The sequence below is a fragment of the Kitasatospora sp. P5_F3 genome, from assembly GCF_054049135.1.
Genome location: NZ_JBFUMY010000028.1, coordinates 1 through 23,949 on the forward strand (window position 1 = coordinate 1; position 23,949 = coordinate 23,949).

Annotated in this window: 19 protein-coding genes; 11 read left to right on the forward strand and 8 right to left on the reverse strand. The window is 74.3% G+C overall.

Annotated elements, in window-relative coordinates:
• The coding region (locus ACXJMZ_RS17750) for a response regulator transcription factor (protein WP_457031015.1) at window positions 1–288 on the forward strand (288 nt) is incomplete at its 5' end.
• Window positions 289–298: 10 nt separating this feature from the next.
• Here ACXJMZ_RS17750 and ACXJMZ_RS17755 read toward each other — a convergent pair.
• From ACXJMZ_RS17755 to ACXJMZ_RS17790, 8 genes are read right to left on the reverse strand one after another with little or no spacing between them, the layout of a single operon-like run.
• Window positions 299–1,813, reverse strand: a complete 1,515-nt coding sequence (locus ACXJMZ_RS17755) for a hypothetical protein (RefSeq protein WP_457031016.1) — start codon at window positions 1,811–1,813, stop codon at window positions 299–301.
• Complete coding sequence (locus ACXJMZ_RS17760; RefSeq protein WP_457031017.1) at window positions 1,810–3,504, reverse strand: hypothetical protein; 1,695 nt, start codon at window positions 3,502–3,504, stop codon at window positions 1,810–1,812. Before ACXJMZ_RS17760 ends, ACXJMZ_RS17755 begins: the two co-directional genes overlap by 4 nt.
• Window positions 3,505–3,506: 2 nt before the next feature.
• Window positions 3,507–5,867: a hypothetical protein gene (locus tag ACXJMZ_RS17765; RefSeq protein WP_457031018.1), complete on the reverse strand. Its 2,361-nt coding sequence runs from the start codon at window positions 5,865–5,867 to the stop codon at window positions 3,507–3,509.
• Window positions 5,864–6,961 carry an LLM class flavin-dependent oxidoreductase gene (locus ACXJMZ_RS17770; RefSeq protein WP_457031019.1) on the reverse strand — a complete coding sequence of 366 codons (1,098 nt, stop codon included), beginning with the start codon at window positions 6,959–6,961 and terminating at the stop codon, window positions 5,864–5,866. The genes ACXJMZ_RS17765 and ACXJMZ_RS17770 overlap by 4 nt, the downstream gene beginning before the upstream one ends.
• A 22-nt stretch (window positions 6,962–6,983) precedes the next feature.
• The gene (locus ACXJMZ_RS17775) at window positions 6,984–8,297 is read right to left on the reverse strand and encodes a M16 family metallopeptidase (protein WP_457031020.1); all 1,314 of its coding nucleotides are present in this window, start codon (window positions 8,295–8,297) and stop codon (window positions 6,984–6,986) included.
• Window positions 8,294–9,595, reverse strand: a complete 1,302-nt coding sequence (locus ACXJMZ_RS17780) for a M16 family metallopeptidase (protein ID WP_457031021.1) — start codon at window positions 9,593–9,595, stop codon at window positions 8,294–8,296. Before ACXJMZ_RS17780 ends, ACXJMZ_RS17775 begins: the two co-directional genes overlap by 4 nt.
• Window positions 9,592–10,350, reverse strand: coding sequence for an ABC transporter permease (locus tag ACXJMZ_RS17785; protein WP_457031022.1), 759 nt, complete (start codon window positions 10,348–10,350; stop codon window positions 9,592–9,594). The genes ACXJMZ_RS17780 and ACXJMZ_RS17785 overlap by 4 nt, the downstream gene beginning before the upstream one ends.
• Window positions 10,347–11,390, reverse strand: a complete 1,044-nt coding sequence (locus ACXJMZ_RS17790; RefSeq protein WP_457031023.1) for an ATP-binding cassette domain-containing protein — start codon at window positions 11,388–11,390, stop codon at window positions 10,347–10,349. Before ACXJMZ_RS17790 ends, ACXJMZ_RS17785 begins: the two co-directional genes overlap by 4 nt.
• 386 nt (window positions 11,391–11,776) lie before the next feature.
• Between ACXJMZ_RS17790 and ACXJMZ_RS17795 the strand changes: the two genes are divergently transcribed.
• From ACXJMZ_RS17795 to ACXJMZ_RS17840, 10 genes are all read left to right on the forward strand, one after another.
• Window positions 11,777–11,980 (forward strand): hypothetical protein, encoded by a 204-nt coding sequence (locus ACXJMZ_RS17795; protein ID WP_457031024.1) that lies wholly within the window; start codon window positions 11,777–11,779, stop codon window positions 11,978–11,980.
• 32 nt (window positions 11,981–12,012) lie between these two features.
• Entirely contained in the window at window positions 12,013–12,216 is a 204-nt protein-coding gene (locus tag ACXJMZ_RS17800; RefSeq protein WP_457031025.1) for a hypothetical protein, read from the forward strand.
• A gap of 256 nt (window positions 12,217–12,472) precedes the next feature.
• Window positions 12,473–13,405, forward strand: coding sequence for a hypothetical protein (locus tag ACXJMZ_RS17805; RefSeq protein WP_457031026.1), 933 nt, complete (start codon window positions 12,473–12,475; stop codon window positions 13,403–13,405).
• Entirely contained in the window at window positions 13,402–15,993 is a 2,592-nt protein-coding gene (locus ACXJMZ_RS17810) for a hypothetical protein (RefSeq protein ID WP_457031027.1), read from the forward strand. Before ACXJMZ_RS17805 ends, ACXJMZ_RS17810 begins: the two co-directional genes overlap by 4 nt.
• Window positions 15,990–17,681 carry a hypothetical protein gene (locus tag ACXJMZ_RS17815; protein WP_457031028.1) on the forward strand — a complete coding sequence of 564 codons (1,692 nt, stop codon included), beginning with the start codon at window positions 15,990–15,992 and terminating at the stop codon, window positions 17,679–17,681. The genes ACXJMZ_RS17810 and ACXJMZ_RS17815 overlap by 4 nt, the downstream gene beginning before the upstream one ends.
• Before the next feature lie 14 nt (window positions 17,682–17,695).
• Window positions 17,696–19,645 (forward strand): YcaO-like family protein, encoded by a 1,950-nt coding sequence (locus ACXJMZ_RS17820; RefSeq protein ID WP_457031029.1) that lies wholly within the window; start codon window positions 17,696–17,698, stop codon window positions 19,643–19,645.
• A 14-nt stretch (window positions 19,646–19,659) separates the two neighbouring features.
• Complete coding sequence (locus ACXJMZ_RS17825; RefSeq protein ID WP_457031030.1) at window positions 19,660–21,186, forward strand: hypothetical protein; 1,527 nt, start codon at window positions 19,660–19,662, stop codon at window positions 21,184–21,186.
• Complete coding sequence (locus tag ACXJMZ_RS17830; protein WP_457031031.1) at window positions 21,183–22,133, forward strand: thiopeptide-type bacteriocin biosynthesis protein; 951 nt, start codon at window positions 21,183–21,185, stop codon at window positions 22,131–22,133. The genes ACXJMZ_RS17825 and ACXJMZ_RS17830 overlap by 4 nt, the downstream gene beginning before the upstream one ends.
• Window positions 22,134–22,144: 11 nt before the next feature.
• On the forward strand, window positions 22,145–23,065 hold the full coding sequence (locus ACXJMZ_RS17835) for an ABC transporter ATP-binding protein (protein ID WP_457031032.1): 921 nt from the start codon (window positions 22,145–22,147) through the stop codon (window positions 23,063–23,065).
• Window positions 23,062–23,832, forward strand: coding sequence for an ABC transporter permease (locus ACXJMZ_RS17840; RefSeq protein ID WP_457031033.1), 771 nt, complete (start codon window positions 23,062–23,064; stop codon window positions 23,830–23,832). The genes ACXJMZ_RS17835 and ACXJMZ_RS17840 overlap by 4 nt, the downstream gene beginning before the upstream one ends.
• Window positions 23,833–23,949: the final 117 nt, after the last annotated feature.

The window sequence follows — 23,949 nt, forward strand, 5'->3', positions numbered from 1 at the left end:
GTCCGGCAGGGCCTGGCCGACCGGTCCGGGACGGCCGGCCAGGCCTCGCCGGACACCGCTTCCCGCCTGGCGCTGCTCACCGGACGGGAGCGGCAGATCACCGCGCTCGCGGTCGAGGGAACCCGTACCCGGGAGATCGCCGACCGTCTCTTCCTCAGCCCGCGCACCGTCGACACCCACTTGGCGAAGGTCTACCGCAAGCTCGGCGTGACCTCCCGGACGGCGCTGGGCGCGCTGCTCGCCGCCGAGGGCGGTCCGCAGGCGCTCGGCCTGGACAGCCCGTCGTAGTCCTTCCGGCTCACGGCCGCAGGTCGAGCATCGGCTCGGCGTACCGGGTCGCGCCGCAGGCCGTCAGGAAGACCGGGGACTCCGCCTCGGGCAGGCGCAGCAGGTCGGCGAGCCGGTGCTCGTCGAAGGACCGCGCCGGGCGGGCGAACAGGCCGTGCGCCGCCGCGCCCAGGGTGAGCCCGTGCGAGACCCAGCCGCACCAGACCTGGAGCAGGCCCCAGGCGGCCGGTCCGAGATCCTCGACCAGCGCCCGGAGGTCGGTGGAGAAGATCCACAGCGCGGTGGCGTGCCGGACGCCGCAGTCGTTGGCCGGGGTGAGCGGGTAGCCGAAGAGCTCCTCCAACCGGCGCGGCAGTTCCGGGTCGGCCTCCGCCAACTGCAGCCCGCCGTCGGTGAATTCGTACCGGCCGGTGGTCAGACCGGCCAGCCGCTGAGGCAGCACGGTGATCCTGACCCGGGCACCCACCTCGCGCAGCGCGGCCGGGGCGGGGGCCGCCGCCCAGGCGAGCAGGTCCCGCAGGCAGTCCTCGCCGCGGGTGACCGGCCTGGCGGAGAAGCCGCTCAGCGGACGCGGCACCCGGCCCGCCGACCTGTTCCACCACACCCGGGCCCAGTCCTGGTCCGCCTTCTCCGATCCGGGTGCGGGCAACTGCGGGAGCGCGCGACCTGCGCCGGAGGAGGTCGCAGGCCCGGCCAGCCGGGGGGCAACGGCGGCGGCGGTCTCGGCGAGGCTGGGATGGCGGGTCTCCACCTCGAGCAGGGCGTCCAGCTCGGCGTCGAGCGCCCCGCCGCCGACCGGCTCCAGCCGGCCGGCGGGCGGCAGCGGGCCCACCTCGTGCAGCGTGACCAGCACCGGCGCCGACCAGCTCGCCGGGCCGGTCGCGGCCACCAGCCGGGCGGCCTCGGCCACTTGAGGACCCGTCACCCGGACCGAGGCCCGCAGGCCGAACAGCTCGGCCGTCGTCAGCAGGCTGCGCAGGTTGATACCGACCTCGAGGTCCGCCAGGGCGCAGCGCAGCACCCCGTAGGGCGTCGGCAGGTCGGTGTGCCGGCCGGCCAGCACGATGTTCAGGTCGTTTTGGGTTGGACGCGGMGCGGGGGCCCCGGGCGGGTCGAGGTCGACCACGGCGTGCCGGTACGGGTCGAGGTACCCGGCCGGGCCCTCGGGCGGCACCGTGAACACGTGCACCGGAAACTTGCTGCGGACGGAGGCCGTCACGCGGTGGTCGTTCGCGGGATTCGACGGCTCCCGGCGCAACGGTCCGAACGCCGCGGCCAGCACGGCGGCCACCCGCTGCCAGCCGGTCACCCCGTCGGCATCGACCCGGCCGGCGGGGTACGAGGTGACGGCCAGCAGCTCGTGCGCGCCGAGGGGCAACGGGCGGCCCCGGTCGCCACGGGCCGACTGCGGCGGCAGGCAGGCGGTGGTCGGCACCCGCTCGTCCACGTTGATCGGATCGTGCAGCAGACCGCGCAGCGGCCCTTGGCGCAGCGCGAAGCGGAGCACGTCGGCCGGGCCGGTCACGATTCCTCCGGAGGGTGGGTGTGGGCCGTGGGTGGGTCGGCCAGCCAGATCAGACCGCAGGGGAACGGCAGGGGGCCGAGGACCGGGTCGGTGGCGAGCCGGCGGGCGTGGAGCGTGCGGCCGCGCAGGACGTCCGGGGAGCGGAGCGCGGCGCCGAGGGCGGTGAGCTCCGTCGGGCCGGCCCACTCCAGGGCCCTGGTGCCGACGGTGGCAGCCGGGAGCGCGGCCTTGTCCTGCTGGAGTCCGGCCAGGGCGCGGGCCAGCGCGGCCTGTGCGGCGGCCTGGGCGGACGGTCCCCACTGGCGGGCGAGGCGTTCGCCGGTGTCCGCGTCGGTGGCCTCGACCAGGGTCCAGTCGGTGCCCGGGAGTGTGCGGCGGTGGAGCAGGGCGGGGCGGTCGAAGTAGTGGGTGAGGGCCCGGCCGAGCGATCTGGCCAGCGGCGTGGCCAGTTCGGACCACGGCACCTGCGACCAGTCGTCGGCCTCCTCCGCGGCCAGGACCCGGAGCAGTCCGTCGAGCCGCCAGCGCTGGGACGTGGTCCCGGCGGCGGCCGTACCCGGGTGGGCGGCATCCGGCCTCGCGTCCTCGGCCGTGGCCCGGAGCAGCCGGAGCAGCGCATCCCGCCGGGCGTCCTCGGCCTCCGTCCCCCAACCGACCAGCACCGGCCGACCCGGCAGCACAACCGCTTCCAACGCAGCCAAGCGAAAGGGGAGTTGCGGCAGGTCGAGGTCGTCCCGCCAGCGCCCGAGCCCGGACCACTGCGTGGTGAGCGGAGCGCTGTCCGCCGGGTCGTCAGGAGCGTCGGCGTTCGCCGGGCGGGCCGTGAGTGTCGGGCGGGTGGCGGGGGACCAACGGGGGCCGGCCKGGGGGAGGGTGAACGGATGAGAGGTGGTTTGGAGGGTGCGGCCGTGGATCAGGTGGAGGTCGGGGGTGTCGAGGGCGGTCGTACCGAGGTGGTCGAGGAGGCTGCGGGCGGCGAGCGAGCCTGCGAGGGTGGCGGCGTGCAGGGCGGGGGCGCGCCCGGCGGGGTGGCTGCGGGACCAGGCGGCGGCGCGTTCGGCTGCGGCCTTGAAGGCGCGGGCCTCCGCCACGCCACGCAGCAGCGGGCCGACGACCTGGTGGCCGTCCCCGGCCGGGACCGGGATGTACGGGGTGTCGGCCGGGAGCAGCGCGGCGAGCTCGGACAACTCCACGGGGGCGGCGACGGCGAGGACGGCGGCCGCGGTGCGGGGTCCCGGCCGGTCGGTGACCGTGCCGACGCCCAGGTTCAGCAGCCCACGCGTGGCGCTCCGGGCGGCGGGACCTTCGCCCAGGACGGCCACCTCGGCCGCGCGCAGGGCGGCGAAGGCGGCGTACGGCTCGGCGCAGTGCTCCTCGTAGTGCGCCAGGGCGCCCCCGTACCGCTCGGCGGTCTCGGGGCCGGGGGCGGGCCCGCCGGCTCGGTCGAGGTCGAACAGCAGGTCCTGGGCGAGCAGTGCGGCCAGGACCTGCCGCAGGGCGACCCGCTCGGCCGGCTCGTCGACCGAGCGGAGCAGGTCCGCCGCGTCGGCGCCGTCGGTGAGTTCGCCGAGCCGGTCGTCGAGGAGCCGCTGGAGGGGCGGCGGGGCGGCCAGCACGAAGGAGCGGCCGGCCCGCGCGCAGTAGAGGCCGCGCGCCACCGGTACGAAGTGCGCGCCGGGCCGCAGTTTCACCCTCACGGCCTGGCCCCGCCGTGGAAGCGCCCGCCGGGCGCGCGGTCGTACTCGAGGACCCATTCCAGGGCGTGCGCGCCGTCCTGCACGCCGACGGCGACCTCCTCCAGGTAACCGCCCCCGGGGAGCTCGCGGACGGTCTCGGCCAGCAGCGCGCTGCCGAGGTCGACGTAGCGGTTGCGGTCGGGTGCCGTCGGCGGCAGGCCGAGGACGCCGCCGGGGTCGGTGCCGGCCGGGTGTGGCTCGACCAGCAGCAGTTCCTCGGGGACGTCGTGGGCGGCCCGCCAGTCGGCGAGCGCACAGAGCAGTCCGGGCCCGGTGGCGGTCGGCAGGTCCTCGCCCGGGTACCAGCGGCGGCCTTGGAGAACTACCCGGCCCGCCGTCAGCCTGGGCAGGGCGAGTGTTCCGGTGGTACCGGTGGTGCGGTGCAGATCGGCAGCGGCCTCGCCGAGCGGGTCGGGCAGGAGGCGGCCGGTGCCGTGCAGCCAGAGGGCGATCCGCAGCGGCGGCGCGAGCCGGTCGGGCCTGGCCAGTGCGGGCGAGTGCACGACGACCGGCGCACCGTCCGGGTCGAGCAGCTCCAGGGTGTCGGTGCCGGGGTCGTGGGCCAGGGTGAGGCCAAGCCAGCCGACCGGGTCGATCCGGTCCCGGACGAGCGGTGGGCGGTGGCTGCCGTCGAGAGCGTGCAGCCCGCGGTCCTCCAGCAGGACGGCCGGGCCTGCGGTGCGGTTCAGCCGGTCGGCGAGCCTGGTGTGGGCCTCGCCGCCGAGCGCGCGGTCGGTGCCGGTGTACCGCAGCGCGAAACTCCCGCCGCCGGGGTGGTAGCCCCGGACCGCGAGCCGGTCACCGAGCGGCCGCACCAGCACCCCGTACGAGGTGTGGGTACGGCGGAAACGGTCGGGAAGTCCGTCGGCGAGGGCGGCCAGCTCCGCCGGGTCGAGCCTGAGCTCGGTGGGCTCGGTCGCGATCCGCTCGCCGAGCAGCGCCCGGGCGGCGGCGCGGAGGCGCAGCAGCTCGGTGAGGGAGCCGTCGGCGGGGCCGAAGTCCTCGCTGGTGACGGGAGTCAACAGCTGGGCCCGGCGGGCGACCACGGCGACCAGGTCGGCGGCACAGTCGGCCAGCCTGACCCGGGCCCCGGGGCCGAACCGCTCGGTGAAGGCCGCGACCAGCAGCGCCCGGGCGTCGTGCACCCGGTCGGACAGCGCGGCGAACTCCAGGACCCGAGCGAGGTCGTCCAGGGCCGCCCGGTGCGACGACGCGGCGATCCCGACCGGCGGCAGCACGTACTCCTCGGTGACCCGGAGTCCGACCGGGTGCGAGAGCAGGGCGTTGAGAGCCTGCTGGTCCTCGGCCAGCCCGGCCAGTGCGTCGGCCCGTCGCTGTCCGTGGCCCGCGCCGGCGGCGTCCAGTCGCTCCTGTACGTCGACGAGCAGCTCGGCTGCTCCGGGGTGACGGTCGGTCAGCAGGTCGGCGGCGGCGGCCGCCGGCCGCTCGCCCCGACCGTCGAACTCCGTTCCACCGACCAGGAGTTGGAGGCGAACCGCCTCGGCGGCGAGTTCGGCTGCGGCCTCGGGTGTCAGTGCGAGCCCGGCGGCCAGCTCCCGGAGCAGTACCTCGGCGGGCAGCGGACCGAGCTCGACCAGGCCGAGCAGGACCCGGACCTTCCTGGTCATCGCCGTGCTGACCAGCCGGAGCTGCTCGCCGTCGCGGCGGTAGAACTGGACCCGGGCGTTCCGGTGCCGCAGGGTCCAGTTGGCGCGCAGCAGCGGCGGAAGCGAGCCGGTGGCCGCCGCGTCCGGGCCGGCGAGCAGCGAGTCGACCGCCATGGCCAGCGGCGGACGATCCAGCGAGAGGACGGACCGGCCCTGGGCCGGGTCGAGGCCGGGGTGGTCCAGCGACGTGCCGTCCTCGTCCCAGCGGCCCAGGGCGACGGCGGTGTGCGCCGTCGGCGGCCCGAGCCGGACCATCGCCCGGGTGAGCTGCTCCAGGACCGCGGGCTCCAACGTCGCGGCCTCCTGCGCGGCGGCCTCCTGCGCGGCGGCCACGTGCGCCGCGGACTCCTGCTCGCCGGCGGCGAGGTAGCGGCTCACCGGGTCGCCGGGGCGTCCGGTGGCGAGCGCCGAGTGGAAGCCGTTCCCGAGCAGCGCCGAGCGCAGCGCGGCGCGCTCCTGCCGTACGGCCTCGCCGTGGGCGGTCGCCACCTCGCGTTCGGCGGCGGCCCGGTCCGGGGCGGTGGCCAGCGCGGTCAGGGCGGCCCGCAGGGCGGGTGAGGCGAGGCGGTGGCCGGGGACGCGGCCGAGCAGGGCGACCGGGGTGTCGGCCAGGCCGGTGGTGGCGGGGGAGGTCGGCGCGGGGGCGGTCATGCGGTGGCTCCGGCAGGTTCGGCGGTCTCGGCGGTCGCGGTGGTCTCGGCGGCGAACTGGGGACGGACCTGCTCGGCGAAGAGCTCCATGGAGCGCATGGCGTCGGCCCCGCCGAAGCCGCCGAAGTCCACCTGCCAGAGGATTCCGTCCGCGCCGACCCGCTCCTGGAAGTGGCCGATCTGGTCGGCGACGTGCTCGGGCGAGCCGACGAAGGCCGTCCCGGTGGCCCGCAGGTCCTTTGCGGTCATGGTGCGGACGACGCTGCCCAGGCCGGTGTACTGCGCGTAGTCGGTGGAGACGGTCTCGTCCCAGGTGTCCAGGGCGGAGGCCCAGACCTTCAGGTACTCGTTCAGGTGCGGGTCGGCGAGCTCGCGGGCCTTCTGGTCGGTCTCGGCGACCACCAGCGGCATGCTCGCCATGACCCGCGGGGTGCCGTCCGGGTGGTGCTCGGCGAACGCCTCGCGGTAGCGGGCGGTCAGCGAGGTGTCGAACTCGCGGCCGGTCGGGGTGATCAGCAGACCGTGGCCGAACCGGCCGATCCGCTCGAAGCTGTCCGGGGTCTGCACCGCGGCGATCCAGAACGGCGGGCGCGGGCTCTGGGTCGGCCGGGGGAGCACGGTGGCGTTCTGGAACGAGAAGTACGGGGTGTCCTCAGTGACCTGCTCCTCGGTCAGCAGCCGGTGCACCGCGCTGATCGTCGCCTCGAAGCGCTGCCGGCTGCCGTCCATCGGCACCTGGAAGGTCTGGAACTCGTGCGGCAGGTAGGCGCGGGCGAAGCCGACCTCCAGGCGCCCGTTGCTGATCGCGTCGACCATGGCGATGTAGGAGGCGAGCTTCACCGGGTGGTGGAAGACCGGCAGGGTGCAGCCCGTGATCAGCCGGATCTGCCGGGTCTGCGCGGCCACCGCGGCCAGAAAGGTCAGCGGGCTCGGGCAGTAGCCGCCGTAGGCGTGCAGGTAGTGCTCGGTCATCTTGACGTAGTCCAGCCCGGACTCGTCCGCCAGCCGGCAGAGGTCGAAGACCTCCCGGTAGTAGTCGACCGGGGACTTGGTCTCGGGTGAGGAGTCGGGGAGGAAGGAGACGCCGAAGCGCATGGGTGTTGCTCCTAACGGGGCGTCAGTCGGTGGCGGGGTCGGCGGGCGGGCCGAGCAGCACCGCGGTGTACGCGTCGGGGCGCAGGTGGTCGGCGGCGGCCGCGCGGACCTCGTCGTCGGGTACGGCGCGCAGCCGGGCCGCGAGGTGGTCGGTCCAGTCGGCGGGCAGGCCGGCCAGGACCGGTCCGTACAGGCTGTCGGCCAGGCCCTTCTGGGTGGAGAGGGCGAGCGCCTGGAGCCCGAGTGCGTGGCCTCGGGCGGCGGCGATCTCCTCGGCGGTCGGCGGGAGTTCGCCGGAGATCGCGGCGAGTTCGGCGAGGGTTCCGTCGAGGGCGGCGGCCGCGTGCTGCGGCGCGCTGGCGAACTGGACGGTGCCGAGCGCCGAGCCGGTCCGCTGCTCGATCGCGGACTGCCCGGAGTAGATCCGGCCCTCCCGTTCGCGCAGCCGTTGCACCAGGCGCGACGAGAAGTAGCCGCCGAAGACCCGGTCCGCGAGCACCAGCGCGGGGTAGCCCGGGTCCGTACGGACCAGCGAGGGCGCGGCCAGCCGGGCCTCGTACTGCCGGGCCCCGGCGGTCGGGACGGCCTGTGGCGCCTCCCCCGGGTGCGCCGGGGCGGGCAGCGGTGCCATCCGCACCGCCTGGAGTCCGGCCGACCAGCCGCCCAGTGTGACCGCCAACTCCTCGACGACACGGGCGGGGTGGATGTCCCCGACCAGGACCAGCGCGGAGCCGCGCGGCACCAGCCGGGTCCGGTGCAGCTCGGCCACCTCGTCCCGGTCGACGGCTGCGACCTGGTCCGCCGCGGGGGTCTCCCTGGTGGCCGGATGATCGCCGAAGCAGCGGCGGAGCAGTGCCGCCCTGGCGGCCCTGGCCGGCATCGACCCGGTGAGCCGGATCCGGTGCAGCAGCCGCTCGCGCTCGGCCTCCAGTGCGGTCCTGTCGTACCCGGCGCCGGTGAGGCAGTCCGCGAGCAGGGCCAGCAGCCGGGGCAGTCCCTCGGTGAGCACCTGGCCGGTGATCCGGAGGTCCTCGGGACCGACCACGGCCTTCAAGCTGCCGCCCACGGCGGCGAGTTCGTCGTCGACGGCGGCCCGGCCGGGTCCGGCGCCGCCGGTCAGCAGGGTGCAGGCGAGCAGTTCGGCGGCGGCCGAGTGCCGGGGGGTGGAGCCGCCGAAGGGTACGCCGAGCCGGAGTTGGACGACCGGGGCGGTGGCCCGGCGGGCCGCCACCACGCGCAGTCCGGTCGGTAGGACGGTGTCCACGACCTCGAGCGGCGGTGCGGGCCGTGGTGGGGCGAGCGGGGGCAGCGTGGCCCCGGTGCTGCCGGGGTTCATCGGTCGGCCTTCCGCTCGGGTACCAGCTGGAGCACGGCCGGGTGCCGGCCGGCCAGGTCGGCCGTCGCCCGGCGCACGTCCTCGGCGGTGACGGCGGCGAAGCGCCGCGGCGCGTCGAGGACCAGTTCGCCGTCGCCGTACAGCAGTTCGTAGCCGGCCAGCCGGCGGGCGCGGACCCCGACCGGGTCGGTGTCGGCGAACCAGGCGGTCTGCAACCTCCTTACCGCCCGCAGGAGTTCGTCCTCGGCGGGGCCCTCGGTGGCCAGCTCGGCGAGTACCTCGTCGATGGCCTCCGCCGTCTGCCGGGCGGAGACGCCGGGCGGGCAGACGGCGTTCACCAGGAAGGCGTCCGGGTCCCGGGAGTCGAAGGGGCCGGAGAGGCCGGCCATCGCCATCACCTGGGTGGCCAGCCGACGTTCGCGGATGAGCGAGCGGCGCAGCCGGCTCGACTCCCCGTCGCCGAGGACGGCGGCGGCGACCACGGTCGCCAGGTAGTCGGGCGAGTCCGGCGGCGGCATCCGTCGGCCCACGGCGACCGCCGGGAGGGGGGCCAGGAGGTCGGTGCGCTCGACCGTGCGGGGCCCGGCGAGCGGCGGTTCGGCGAGCTCGGGCGGCGGAGCAGCCGATCGGGGCGGGATCGACCAGAAGTGCCGCTCGGTCAGCTTCACCACCTCGTCGGGGTCGACGCCGCCGCAGACGGCGAGCACCGCGTTCTCCGGGGCGTAGTGGCGGTCGAAGAAGTCCATGCACTCCTCGACCGTCGCCGCGCCGAGCGCCGCGTGATCGCCGTACCCGTCATGGGTGTTGGCGAAGGAGTCGAAGAGCACCTGCGGCAGCTGGAAGGTCGGGAAGCCGCCGTACGGCCGGTTGGTGATCGAGCGGCGGACCTCCTCGGCGACCACCGAGGCCTGGGTGGCGATCGCCTCCGGGGTGATCCGGGGCGCCCGCATCCGGTCGGCCTCCAGGAAGAGGCCGAGCTCCAGGGCCTCGGCCGGCATCGCCTGGAAGTAGCTGGTGTGGTCGCGGTGGGTGGTGCCGTTGAAGACGCCGCCGTTGGCCTGGATGTGCCGGGCGTGCTCCTGGGCCGTGAGGTTGGCGCTGCCCTGGAACATCAGGTGCTCGAAGAGGTGCGCGAAGCCGGACCGGGACTCGGAGCGGTAGCCGACCCCGTAGGCGACAGCCAGGCCGACGGCCGGGCTGCCCGGGTCCGGGAGCACCACCAGCCGCAGACCGTTGGCCAACCGGTGCCGGTGCACCTCGGCGACGGCGGGTGCGGCCGCCGCGCTGGGCGCCGTCATGAGCCGCTGCGGATCGCGCGGGTGGCGAACCAGGTGGTGAGTGCCGCCAGGCCGGCCGCGACGGTCACCCCGACCAGGGTGTCGCTGCCGCCGAACTCGCCTCTGAACAGGGCGCGTTCGGCCGTCACGATGTGCGACAGCGGGTTGGCCTTGGCCAGCCCGGCGAGCCAGCCGGGCGCCAGGGCCAGCGGCAGCAGTACCCCGGAGAGCAGCATGATCGGCAGCATCAGGGTGTTGAGCACCTGGCCGTACGCCTCCTCGTTCTTCAGCAGCAGCGCGAGCCCGTACGCGAAGCCCGACATCGCCAGGCCGACCACGGTGACCAGGCCGAACGCCGCCAGCACCCCGCCGGCCGGCGCCCGCAGCCCGGCGACCAGCGCGCCCAGGGTGAGCAGCCCGGCCTGCACGGTGAGCACCACGGCGTCCCGGAGCATCCGGCCCAGCAGCAGACCGAGCTCGCCCGCCGAGGAGATCTTCATCCGGTCCAGCGCGCCGGACCGGACCTCCGAGATGATGCCGAAACCGACGAACACGGCGGAGAAGAGGCCCTGTTGGACGAGCAGGCCGGGGACGAAGACCCGCCAGGTGTTGCCCCCGTCGAAGCCCGGCGCCTGGCCGATCCGGTTCAGCAGCGGGCCGAACAGGGCCAGGTAGAGCAGCGGCTGCATCAGGCCGAAGATCACCCAGGAGGGCTTGCGGAGGGTGAAGCGCATCGAGCGCTGGAAGATGATCCAGCTGGTCGCGGCGGTGGTCACGTGGTCACCTCGGTGGTCAGCGGCTCGGTGGTCGACGGGGTCTGGTCCCCGTCGGAGGGCGCGGTCCGGGCCGGCAGGCCCTCCTCGCGCAGGGAACGGCCGGTCAGTCGAAGGAAGACGTCGTCCAGGGTGGGGCGCTTGACGGAGACCGACTCCAGGGCGACGTCGGCGTGGTCGAGTGCCCGCAGCAGCTCGGGCAGCAGCCGCTGGGCGTGCGCGACGTGGAACTGCACGCCGTCCGACGTGGTGTCCAGGTCGCAGCCGGGGACCACCCGGGCGACCACGGTCGCGGCGTCGCTGATCCGGCTGGTCTCCAGGGTGACCACGTCACCGCCGATCCGGCCCTTCAGCGCCTCGGCGGTGTCGGAGGCGATCACCCGGCCGCCGTCGATCACGATGATCCGGTCACAGAGCAGGTCGGCCTCGTCCAGGTAGTGCGTGGTGAGGAAGACCGTGGTGCCGTGCTCGGTGCGAAGTCTGCGCAGGTGGTCCCAGAGGTTGGCCCGACTCTGCGGATCGAGGCCGGTGCTCGGCTCGTCCAGGAACAGCACGGCGGGGCGGTGCACCAGCCCGAGCGCGACGTCCACCCGGCGGCGCTGGCCGCCGGAGAGCTTGGCGACCGGCCGTCCGCTGAAGCCGCCGAGCTCGAACTGTTCGATCAACTCGGCGGTACGGACCTCGGCCTGAGCAGCCGTCATGCCCTGCAGCCGACCCTGGGTGTGCAGCTCGTCCGCGACCCGGTGCTCGGAGCCGCCGGAGGACTGGGCGACGTAGCCGATCGCCCGTCGTACCGCGGCCCGCTCGCGGACCACGTCATGGCCGGCCACCGAGGCGGTGCCGCCGGTCGGCGTCTGGAGGGTGGTGAGCATGCGCACCGTGGTGGTCTTGCCGGCGCCGTTGGGGCCGAGAAAGCCCACCATCTCACCTGCGGCCACCTCCAGGTCCACCCCCCGGACGGCGTCCACGGTCCCGTTCCGGACGGCTTCGGCCGTCCCGAAGCGGGTCCGGTACGAGTAGCTGAGGCCTTGCGCGCTGATCACAGAGTTCCTCCGGTCCTGAATAAGACAGGGCGCCGCGCGGGGCGGGTTGACGGATGGCGGTCAAGAATTCGCCGCTCCGTCGACATCGCCACACCGGCGGCGGCCGGGCACTGCGTCACTCTCGCCAATTCCGCGCCGCCGAGTCCAGCTCCGGACCAGGTCGGAGGTGCCGTCTGACAGCAACGTGCCAGGGGTGGCGCGGCGGATCCGCCGGATTGTCCGAAATTGGCAGCGGATTGGCACGCCATGCTTTTCATGTCCCCGACAAGAGCTTTCGGCGGCGGCATTTTGCTGCCGCCCGATTCCCTTGCCGGGATCTCCCGGCAGGCAGTTAGCTCATGCCCAGTCACCGGCAGACCGCCGGTCGATCCGAAAGGGAAACCACAATGAGCACCGCTGTGGATTTCGCCGCGTTCGATGTCAACGAGCTGGCCGTCCTGGACGCCAACGACGCCGTCGCGCTGCCCGACATGGGCGCCTCGATCGTCTTCGTGTGGAGCTTCACCGAGGACGGCGAGGAGATCCTGACCGAGGACGCGCTCAACAACACCCCGAGCGCCTCGGCCAGCACCTCCTCCTCCTGCTGCTGACCCTCCGTCAAACCAACCCGAAGGAAACCATCATGAGCACTGCTGTGGACTTTGCCGCGTTCGATGTCAACGAGCTGGCCGTCCTGGACGCCAACGACGCCGTCGCGCTGCCCGACATGGGCGCCTCCATCGTCTTCGTCTGGCTCTACACCGAGGACGGCGAGGAGATCCTGACCGAGGACGCGCTCAACAACACCCCGAGCGCCTCGGCCAGCACCTCCTCCTCCTGCTGCTGATCTCCCGCAGCTGACCATTCCCGACTTCTCATAGTCGGGTGCCGGCAGAGCCGGTGACACCGTGCCGAACGGCCGTCAGCGATCGTGCCGCCGGTTTCACGCCGACCGACCGATTCGTGTATTTCCTGGAGTCGTCATGCGAACTATCGATCCGGGCCTGGCCATACGGGTTTTCGACTACTCGGACAATCCGCGGGAGCTGCTGCGAGATATCAGCGAGCCTCTGTTGCACCTGAAAAGCTCGCAGCAGCTTCCCGTGGTCCATGTGCGCCGAGGCTGGCTGCACGGCTCACACCTCCTCCTGACCCTCCGGCCCTACGGTGAACGGGCCGTCGACGCGAGCGAGTTCATCGCCACCGCGACCGGACTGGCCGCCGCCCGCAGTGCGAGCGCCCCGGACCAGGAGACCTACCTGCGCCGCGCGCAGGAACTCGCCCGCTGGGAGAACGTCCAGGACGAGCTGCTGCCCTGCCACCCGCAGGGCCGGGTGACCGCCGAACCGCACCGGCCGCGCGCCGACTCCCCGGCGCTCTCGCAGGCCGTCGACCAGATCATGGGCCGCTTCCTCGAACCGGTGCTCGGCTCGCTGGCCGTCCCCGAGGCCGAGCTGCTGCCACACCTCGCCCAGGTCCTCGCAGTGCTCGCCCGCACCCACCCGCGCGGCATCAGCGCCGGCGCGCTGCCGTACCGCTCGCACGCCGAGGGCGTCGCCTCGGCGACCGGCAGGCACACCGACCTCAGATCCGCCTTCGCCAAGCGCTACCTGAGTGACCGTCAGGTCTTCCTCGACGCCCTCCAGGCACCCGTGCTGACCGACACCCTGCGGGCCTGGGAACGGGCCATGCAGTACGCCTGGGGCGTGGCCGAGGCCCACACCGCCGGCCAGGCCGTCGACGAGCACGTCCTGCAGGGCGCGGCCGGCGGCGGGGAGTGGGAGCACCCGCTCGGCGCCCCGGTCCGCAGCGACTTCATCGGAGAGCTCCTGGACGGCGGCATGCTGCGCAAGCCCTCCTACCGCCACATCGCGCACCGGATCGTGCTGAACATCCTCTACACCAGCCTGACCTGTTTCGGCATCACCCCGATGCAGCGGTACTACCTCTGCTACGGACTCGGCGAGGGAACCGACGAGTTGACCGGTGAGTCGTCCATCGAGCGCGTACGAGCCTTCAGCAGGGAGCTGGCGTGACCAAGCCCTGGAACCTGGCCGACACACCCATGTACCGGGTGAATCCCATGCCCGGCCTGCGCCTCGGCGGCGACCGGCTCGGCACCGTCCTGCGGGCCCTGTTCACCGCGCACCGAGAGTGCCGGGCGCTGGCCGACGAAGTCTGCGAGGAGCTCTACCGACTCGCCGGCGACGCCACCGGCCGCGAACGCCACCGCCTGCTGCGGCTCAAGCGCGCCGTCTTCAATGACCGCGCCCCGGACGCCGCAGACCTGCGGGACACCTGGCAGACGCCACTTCCACCGGCCGTCACCGCCTGGCTGGCCGCCAGCGAACGTGGCCAACTCGCCCGTACCGCACTGGAGGCGGGCCTGCCGGGCTTCCTCGGCGAGGAGCGCGAACGGCTCGCCCAGGCGGTCGGATCCGAGCCCTTCCAGCTCTCCCTGGCCCTCAACTCCCCCCAGGTGCTCGACGCGGCCCAGCGCTACCGCACCTCGCCGGGGCAGCCGACCGCCCGTCAGCGCAAGTCCGAGCGCGGGCTGGTCCAGCACCTCGCCCGGGCCCTGCTGCGCGTCAGCCCGCTGTCCCGGCTCACCGCCGTCGGCTTCGCCGACTGGTCCGAGGACGGCCGCCGCCTCGACGAGGCCGCCTTCGACCGGCGCCGCGCCCACTCCGTACTCACCCCCGACCGGGCGCTCTTCTCCAGCCTCGTCAACGGCATCGTGGCGCCGCCCCGCCTCGGTGAACTCCCCGCCGTCGTTCAGCGCAACGCGATGCTCAAGCGGGAGGGCACCCACATCCGCTTCCAGCATGTCGTGGACGGTCGACGGCGCACCCTGGCGGTCGAACTGAACGATCAGCTGACCGCCGTGCTGAAGCTCACCGCGCTCGGCCCGCTGCCGGTCGAGGTGCTGATCGCCGAACTCGCCCGGCGCTTCGCGGTGTCCGAGCCGGACGCCGGGCGACTGGTCACCGCCGTCGTCGACGCGCAGGTCCTGGTGGCCGCCCCGGTCCTCGACGAGCAGGCCGACGACCCGCTGCCGGCAGCCGAGAAGCTGCTCGCCGAGCACCACCCCGAGGCAGCCGCCACCGTCGCCGCGATCGCCGCCGACCTCGACCTGATGGCCCGTGACTCGGTCGGCGGCCGCCGGGCCGCACTCACCAGGATCCGCGCCGCCGAGACCGCGCTCAACGAACTCAGCAGCTGCCCCGCGAAGCTCCAGGTCAACGAGGACTACCTGCTGGAACCCGGCGCGGTCTCGCCCGAGGGCTACCGCCGGGCCCTGGCCGACCTCGGCCGGGTGACCGCCTTCCAGAGTCTCTTCGACCGGCACCACGAGATCCGCGCCCTGCTCACCCGGGCCTTCACCGACCGCTTCGGCGTCGGCGCGCGGGTCGACCTGCTCGACCACGCCGAGGAACTGGTCACCCTGGTCCGCAGCCGGGAACTCGCGCTCACCCGGGCCGACGCCGAGCAGTGGGGACCCGCCGACGGTTCCCTGGCCGAGCTGCTCCGCCACCGCGCGGCCGCCACCGCGACCCTCGCCGCCCGGCTCCGCGACGCCGGCGCCGCCGGCGAGGTCTCCGTGGACCCGGGCCTGCTCGGCTCGCTCGCCGACGGCCTGCCCGACCGGTTCCGGCTCGGCGCCGCGTCGTACGGGCTACTCGTCCAGCCGGTCGACGGCAGGTTGGTGCTGAACGCCTGCTACACCGGGCACGGTCAGCTGGCCACCCGCTTCCTCGGCAGCCAGGCCGAGTTCGGCAGTGACGTCGCCGCCCGGATCACCCGCCGGATCCACCGCCGGTTCGGCTCCGACGGTGTCCGGCTCGTCGAGGACCACGGGCTGCACCGGGCCAACATCAACCACCGGATCCGGCTGCTGGACGAGACCGTCACCCCGCAGGACTGGGTCGGCGTCACGCTGGCCCACGACCCGGTCGGCGACCGGCTCGACCTCCTCGACCGGGAGGGGCAGCCGATGCGGGTGATGTCCCTGGGCATGAAGTGGATCGAACTCCAGCCCGCGCCGCTCAACCTGGCCGTCTGGCTCTACGACACCGGCCGGGTCGCCTTCGACCCGATCGGCCAGTTGCACTCCCAGCGCCGCGACCTCGACGGGACCACCGTCCGCTATCCCCGGCTGGTCGCCGGCGACGTGGTCCTGCAGCGCCGCCGCTGGTATCCCGGGGACGACCTGCCGTCCGTGCCGGGCGGTGAGCCGGAGGACGAGGCCGCCCACCTGATCGCGATGACGCGCTGGCGGGCCACCCACGACATACCCGAGGAGATCGTCATGAAGACCCCGCTCGGCATGCCGGCCGGCGAGGTGATGTCCGGCGACGGCGCCGCCGCGGCGCTCACCCGCTACCTCAGGGCCCGTAGCCGGGAGAAGCCCCAGTACCTGGACCTGGGCAGCGCGCTGATGGTGCGGGTGCTGCCGAAGTTCCTGGAGCGCCGGGGCCCCGGGTTCTTCGAGGAGGCTCTCCCAGGGGTGCGCGGCGGGGTTTCGGCCGCCGAGTGGCTGCTGGAGTACGACCTGGAGCACGACCCGGGGTCCGAGCCGGGGTCCGACCGGGCGCAGGCCGAGTCCGCCGGGGAGGGCGCGTGAGGGTCAAACTGCGTCCCGGTACGCACTTCGCGCCCGTCCGGCAGGGCGTGCACGTCGCCCGCGGCGGCGAGTCCTTCGTCCTCACGGGACCGACGGCGCTGTACACCGTCCTCGACAGCCGGCTGGAGGAACTCACCCACGGTACGGACGTCGACGCCCTCGTCGCGGCCTTCGGGAACGAGTCCGCCCGCCCGGTCCTCGACCGGGTCCTGCGTACCCTCGTGGACCGGGACGTCCTGCTCGACCTGGACGCGCTGACCACCCCGGCACCCGACCCGGCCACCGCGGAACGCTACGCCGAGACCCTCGCCTACCTGGAAGCCCACAGCTCGGACCCCTACGGGGACTTCGCGCGGCTACGGGGCGCGCGGGTGCGCGTGGTGGGGGACGGGCCCGCCGCGGAGACGGCGGCCCGGTCGCTGCGGCGCCACGGGGTGGGGGTGGTCGACGTCGAGCCTGGCGGGTTGGTCGACTCCGATGTCGCCGGACCGGTGGAGCCCGGCTGGGTGGTGCTGATCGAGGATCAGGAGTACCCAGCTGCCCAGCGCGCCGCGCTGCCGTCCGGCACCCGGGTGGTCGCCGTGCACGCCGGGGAGCACGTGGCCCTGGTGGCCGAGCTGGACGACGCGACCGGGACGGCCGCCTTCGAAGCTGCCGTCCACCGCGCCGCCGCCTGGGCGGCCGGAGACCCCGAGGCCTGTGCGCCGCGTCCGCTCAGCGCGGTCCTGGCCGGAGCGTTGGCGGCCCGCGCCGTCCTCGCCGCCCTCACCGACCTCGACCGGTCCCCGCACTCGGCCACCGTGGTCCACGGCCGTCAGCTCCGGACCGCTCGCGTCCCCCTCCCGGACGGGCCCGGTGGGCAGTCGGCCGGGACGTCCGGGGACGACGAGGGACTCGAGGCCCTGGTGCTGCCGACGGAGGACGTCGAGCCCTTGGGGGCCGAGGAGTTGCTGACGGCCTGGGTTCCGCTGACGACCCGTTGGGTCGGGCCGTTGCGGCGTGGGCACGATCTGGATCTGGACCAGCTGCCCTTCTCGTTGGAGACCGTCGAGCTGCTCGCCGGGCCCACCGGGGCCCGGGCCGCCGGGTGGGGGCCGGATCGTTCGGCCGCCGGGATCGGCGCACTGCTGGCCGGGGCGCGCCGGATGGCCGGAGCCGACGGCGCCGCCGGGACGACCGAGGGCCGCTGGCTGCTCGACGGTGTGCTTCGGCAGCTCAGCGCCGAGCTGCTGCCCGGCCACCCGGGAGACCCGCTCGGCTGGGACGAACTCGGCAGCACCGAGGGCCGGACGCTGTTCGGCCTCCTGGAGTCCTGGTTCGGTTGCACCGTCAGTCTGACTCACCGTCAGGTCCCTGCTCTCGGCTGGTCGTTGGTGACCATCACGGAGCAGGAGGGGAAGGTGGCCGCGGTCGAATGGGGTGAGACCGCGGCCACCGCTGCTCGTGCGGCCCTCGCCGCCGCAGTCGCCCGCGCCCAGGCCGACCCCGAGGTGCGCGCACTGCTCGCCGAACAGCCGGTCGGCACGAGCGTGTTGGAGACCTGTTCGGTGACCGCGGTGCGCCTGGCCCTGAGCCGCCTCGCCACCGAACCGGCCGTCCAGGGCCGTACCGTCCTCGCACGGCGGCTGACCCACGACCCGGTCACCGGACAACTCCCGCTCCACTGCGGGCCGGTGCGGCTCTCATGACCGAGGACACCACTGTGACAGACGCCCCCGAACAGCCGTCGGCGGCCAGGCGCCGGATCGGCCCCGGCGCGCCGAGCTCCTGGGACTGGCGGACCTGGGCCGAGGAACTGGACGGTTGCCTGCTGACCGCCCACGGCGAGCTGGACCTGGACTGGGAACGCCGTGCGATGGCCGCCGCCCGTACGGCAGGCCAGGACCTGCTGTCCGTCCGGATCGGCGCCGCCGAGATTCAGATCGGACCACGCTGGACCCCGGACGGCCACCAGGCCTGCCCAGGCTGTGCCGCCGCCGCCGACACCTACCGCCGCTGGGACTCCGAGCAGCGCCCCGAGAGCGACCGGCGCGAACGCGAGCGACTGGCCGCCCACCGGAGCGAACCCGACGCGCGCACCCCCGCCCCCGGTCGGGCGGTCCCCGTGTCGCCGTGGCTGGAGACGGTGGTCGGTGCGGTGCTCACCGCGGAGGCCGCGCCCGCCCCGGGTGAGCTGGTGATCGTCTCGCGGACCGGGCGGGTCACCCGGCACCGGGTGATGCGTACCTTCCGGTGTCGCCTGTGCGGTGGCGGCCCGCCGCTGCTGGCGACGGCCGCTGACGGGCCGCCGGCGTTGCCACGGCCGGTGCCGCGTTCGACCACGGCCGAGGTGCCGACCCGGCAGAGTTCGGCGCCCTTCGACATGGACCCGGGCCGGATGCGGGCCGCGTTCGCGGATCCCCGCTTCGGCCCGGTGGTGCGGATCAGCCGCTTCTCGTCGGGCAGTTTCCCGATGAGCGAGGTCGACGTGCTGGCCGGGACGCCGTCCGGTCTCGGCCGGGGGGTGCGGTTCCGCGAGGCCGAGGCGATCGGCATGTTCGAGGCGATGGAGCGGCAGGCGGGCTACCCGCACGCGGCGACCATCGTCCCCGACGTGACCCACCGTGAGCTCGGCGGTCTCGCGCTCGACCCGGCGACCCTCGGCGGCTACACCGACCGCCAACTCGCCTCCCCGTCGAGCAAGGTGCGGCGGTACACCGAGGACGTCCCGCTGGACTGGGTGTGGGCCCGGTCGCTGACCGGCGGCGAACCCCGCCTGGTCCCGGCCGAGATCGGCTTCTACCGATACGGCTACCGGATCAGGGCGGCGGAGGGGGAGAGCCGGCGCGGCTCCTTCCTGGAATCCTCCAGCGGCTGCGCCCTCGGCGGCGGTTTCGAGGAGGCAGCTCTGCACTCGCTGCTCGAACTCGCCGAACGGGACGCCTTCCTGCAGGCCTGGCACCTCGCCCGCCCGCTGCCCGCCGTCGATCCGGCCACCGTCCGGGACCGCCAGTCGCGGCTGCTGCTCAGGCTGGTCGAGAAGCGCGGCTACGACGTCCACCTGCTCGTCGCCACCGCCGACATCCCGGTGCCCGCGGTCTGGGCGCTCGCGGTGCGGCGCGACGGTGGTCTGCCGGCCAGCTTCAGTACGGCGGGCTGCCACCCCGACCCCGAGCAGGCGGTGCGCTCGGCGCTGTGGGAGCTGGCCCAGCTGGTGACGGGCGGGCTCAACTGGGACCCGAAGCCGCTGGAGCCGTTGATCGACGACCCTTGGCAGGTCGAGGAGTTGGCGCACCACTGGCGCCGCTACGCCTTCCCCGAACTGCTTCCCCGGGTCGAGCGGGTACTCGGCGGACCGGTGCTCCCGCTGGCGGACGCCTTCGGCGACTGGCCGCAGCCGCTGATCCGCGCGGCCGGCGGTGACGTGACCGGCGCGCTGGAGTACGTCCTCGACCTCTACCGGGCGGCCGGGCTAGGCACCGTGCTGGCCGTCGACCAGTCCACCCCCGACCATTCCGCGCTCGGCATGTCGGTGGTCAAGTGCGTGGTGCCCGGCATCCTGCCGATGTGCTTCGGCCAGGCACACCAACGCCTGTCCGGCCTCGACCGGCTGCTCTCGCGGCTCGACGTGGATCCGGCCGACCTGCCCCTCGACCCTCACCCCTTCCCGTGAACGCGGCCCTTCCCGTGAACGCATCCGCAGTCACCCGTCCCGGTGCTCCGACCTCGGACGACGTCCGCCGCTTCGCCTTCCGGCAGGGTCCAGGCAAGGCCCACCTCGGCGAGCAGCACCTGGTGGACGACAGGTCCCCGACCACCAGCGCCCTGCCGCCCAGGTGGGCCCGCTCGGCCACCGGCGTGCCGCTTCGGCTCGGCACCCACGAGCTGCTGGCCGCCACCCCGTACCCCGGACCCTGCGGGCCCGGGACCGTGGGGGTGCCGGCTCCGCGCGACCGACTCGGGCACCTGCTGACCACTGCCTTCGGCCTGCAGCGCCGCGAGCCCTCGCACCGCTATGCCGACCACCGTTCGGTCGCCTCCGGGCGGGCGAAGTTCCCGGTGCACGCCTTCCTCGCCCAGGGATCGGCGGTCCGCTATCTCGACGTGTACCGGCACGCGCTGGTGGACGTGACGCCGCCCGGGGGAGTGACCGCAGTGCCGGGGGACGGGACGACGGTGCTGCTGGCCGCCCGCTACAGCGACCTGCCCGCCGCCTACGGCCGGATGCGGTACGCCGTCACCGAGGTCGAACTCGGGGTCAACCTGAGGTCGTTGTGCGTGGCGGCGGACCTGTTCGGGGTGGAGGCCCGGCTCGCCCTGGACGGCGCGAGCAGCGCGGAGGCCGAGGCCGTGGTCCGGTCGGCCGGGCCTGGCACCTGGTCCGCCCCACTGGCCGTCCGGCTCGGCGGCGTCGGCCCGCTCGGCCCGAGCACGACGCTGCCCAGCCCGGCCGGGAGCGCGCCGGACAGCCGCGACCCCTTGCTGGAGAGTGACGATCCGTCAGTCGGGGACATGGCCGCCGTCAGTGCCCAGCGCCACGGCCTGCCGGCCGATCCGCCGCCCCCGGCCCGTGGGCTGCCCGAGGGCGGCCCGGCCGGCGGCACCGACTGGGCGGAGGTGCTGTGGAACCGCACCGCCGGCCGGATGCCGGACCGGTTGTACGGCTTCGCCCTGCGGCCCGCCGAGGTCTCCGCCGACTGCCTCGCCGATCTGCTGGCCTGGGCCGACCGGCCCCCGCCGGACCGCCTGCTAGCCGAGGTCGCCGGCCGGGTCCGGCTGACCGTGGCCCTGCAACGGGTCGGCGGGCTGCCGACCGGCGTCCACCGGGTCGAGGGCAGGGAACTGACGCCCGGTCCGGTCCGGCCCAAGATCATGGCCGCGCTCCAGCCCGGATTCGCCCAGCAACCCTCGCCGAACACCGACTCCGGGATGCGCCACGCGGCGATGGTCTGGGTCCACTCCGTCGACGTCGACGCGCTGCTCGACGACTTCGGCCCCTCGGCCCTCGGCCTGCTCCAGCTCTGCCTGGGCTGGAGCGTGCACGGCCTCTGCCTGGCGGCGGCCGCGAACGGACTGGTCGCCCGCCCGGCGCGCTCCTTCGTCGAGTACCACGTGCAGCCCCTGCTCGGCCTACCCCGCGAGGAGACCCCGGTGTTCATGACCGTCTGCGGGACCTCCCGCTTCACCGAACCGATGCTGGATCTGCGCACATGAGTACACCCAACGCCCTTGGCCGCTGGCGCAGTTGGCACCTGCACGCGGACTCCCTGCAGCCCGCCGCACTGGAGACCCTGCTGCTCCGGGCCGTGGTTCCGGTGATCGAGGAGCACGCGACCGGTCAGGGCGAGGGCGATCCGCCCCGGCCCTGGTTCTTCCTCCGCTACTGGCAGGGCGGTCCGCACCTGCGCCTGCGGATCGCCGACCTGGACGATCCGACGGCCACCCGGATCACCGCAGAGCTGACCGCCCGGACGGACGCCGTCAACGCCGCGCTGCCGCCGGAGGACCGGATCACCGCCGACTCGTACCGGCAGGCCGCACAGCCGCTCGCCGACCTCGGCGAGGGCGGCCGCGCACTCGACCTCGGCGAGTTGCTGCCGCCCGGTGTCCACCCGGCGCTCTACGAGCCAGAGTTCCGGCGCTACGGCGGGCCCGAACAGATGGCGCTGAGCGAGGAGCTGTTCCACGCTTCCAGCGTGGTGGCACTGCGCGCCTGCCGGGCACGTCCGGGACACGGCCGCAGCGTCGCGGACGGGTTGGAGGCGATGGCCGCGACCCTGTCGGCCTGGCCCGGCCGCCGGCTGGTGCTGCTGAGCGCGGTACGGGACGGCTGGACGGAGTGGTCCGGCCGGCAGGGCCAGGGGGAGGCCGCCGAACGCTTCGCCCGTGGCGTCGCCGAGCAGGCCGACCGGCTGCGAGCGAGCGCGGGGGCGCTGGCCGCCCTGGCCGACGGAGCCCCGTCCCGCTGGAGTGCCTGGACGACCAGGCTCCGGCCGGCCGCCGAGCTGTGGACCGAGTCCCACGGCGTTCCCGGCGCCGGCCGGATCCTCGGCTCCCAGCTCCACATGACCCAGAACCGGCTGGGCGTCGGCGCGGGCCGCGAAGGCATGATGGCCGCGATCCTGCTGGACCTCTTCCAGCAGCACGGCGGTGCGTCTTGACACAACGTCAGGTGATCGAACTCGTCGACGTACACAAGCACTTCGGCGAGGTCACGGCGGTCAACGGCCTGAACCTGCGGGTGGAAACCGGCGAGGTGGTCGCCTTCCTCGGACCGAACGGCGCGGGCAAGTCCACCACCATCGACCTGCTGCTGGGCCTGGCCGGCCCCGACTCGGGCACCGTACGGGTCTGCGGCCGCCCACCCGTGGACGCGGTCCGGCACGGCCTGGTGGCCGCCGTCCTGCAGAGCGGCGGCCTGCTGCGCGACTTCACGGTCGCCGAGACCGTCCGCTACGTCGCCTCCGTGTACCCGGCGGCCAGACCGGTCGGCCAGGTGATGGAGGTGGCCGGGCTGACGCCGATCGCCGGACGACGGGTTGGCAAGTGCTCCGGCGGCGAGCAGCAGCGGCTCCGCTTCGCCCTGGCCCTGCTCCCTGAGCCGCAACTGCTGGTCCTCGACGAGCCGACCACCGGCATGGACGTCGAGGCCCGGCAGGACTTCTGGCAGGCGGTCCGCCGCGATGCGGAGCACGGCCGAGCCGTACTGTTCGCCACCCACTACCTCGACGAGGCCGACGCGCACGCCGACCGGATCGTCGTCGTACGGGAAGGCGTCGTGGTGGCCGACGGGCCGGCGGCGAAGATCAAGAACATGGCGACCGGCCGCCAGATCCGGGCGCACTGGCCCGGAGCCTCGCCGGCGGCCGTCCGCGCCCTGCCCGGCGTGGACTCCGCGGAGGCGTACGGCGATTCGGTACTGCTGCGCACCCGCGACTCCGACCGGGTCGCCCGCCATCTGCTGAACCACACCGCCGCCCGCGACCTGGAGATCAACGCCACCCTGGAGTCGGCCTTCGTGGCGCTGACCGGCCGCGACTCCTCCCGGCCGCCCGACGGTGCCACCGAGCCCGACCCCGAGGAGCGCGGATGACCACCGCCACCGCCACGGCCCCCGCCCGCCCGCCGTACGGCGGATTCAACACCGTGGCCCTGCGGCTGGAGGTGCGGCGGGTACTGCGCAACCGGCGCACCCTGGTCTTCGCCCTGGCGATGCCCGCGCTGTTCTTCCTCTCCGTCGGCCTGCCGCAGGCCGGCCAGGACGCCGCCGGGACTGGGGTGCGCCCGCTCACCATGGTCAACATGGCGGTCTACGGCTCGATGCTCGCCGCCACCTCCTGCGGCGCCGCCGTCGCGGTCGAGCGCAGCCTCGGCTGGACCAGGCAACTGCGCATCACGCCGCTGCTCCCGCTCGCCCACCTCGCGATCAAGGTACTGACCGCGATGCTGCTCGGACTGCTGTCGGTGGTCGTGGAGTTCACCCTCGGCGCGGCTTCCGGGGTGCGGGCCCCGCTGCGGGTCTGGCTGCTCTCCGGTCTGATCGCCTGGCTCGGCTCCTCGGTCTTCGCCTCCCTCGGTCTCTTCGCGGGATTCGTGCTGCCCTCGGAGAACGTCATGCAGTTCATCGGCCCCGCGCTGGCGCTGCTGGCCCTGTGCGGCGGCCTGTTCGTGCCGCTGCCCTACCTGCCGGAGTCGGTGCGCTCGTTCGCCGAGTTCACCCCCGGCTACGGGGTCGGCCAGCTCGCCCGCCTCCCGCTCACCGGCGGGCCGGCCGGCGGGGCGCTGGCCAACCTCGCGGCCTGGGCGACTGTCTTCCTCACGGGAGCCGCCTGGCTGTACCGCCGCGACCCGGCCCGGTAGCCGGTGCCTCGATCCGCTCAATTCTGACATTCCGTCAGTAGCGTGACTGCCATTGACATGTACCCCCGTCGCTGTGAATCTTGCTTCGCAACTCCGCCGTTTCGAGCAGTTTTGCGC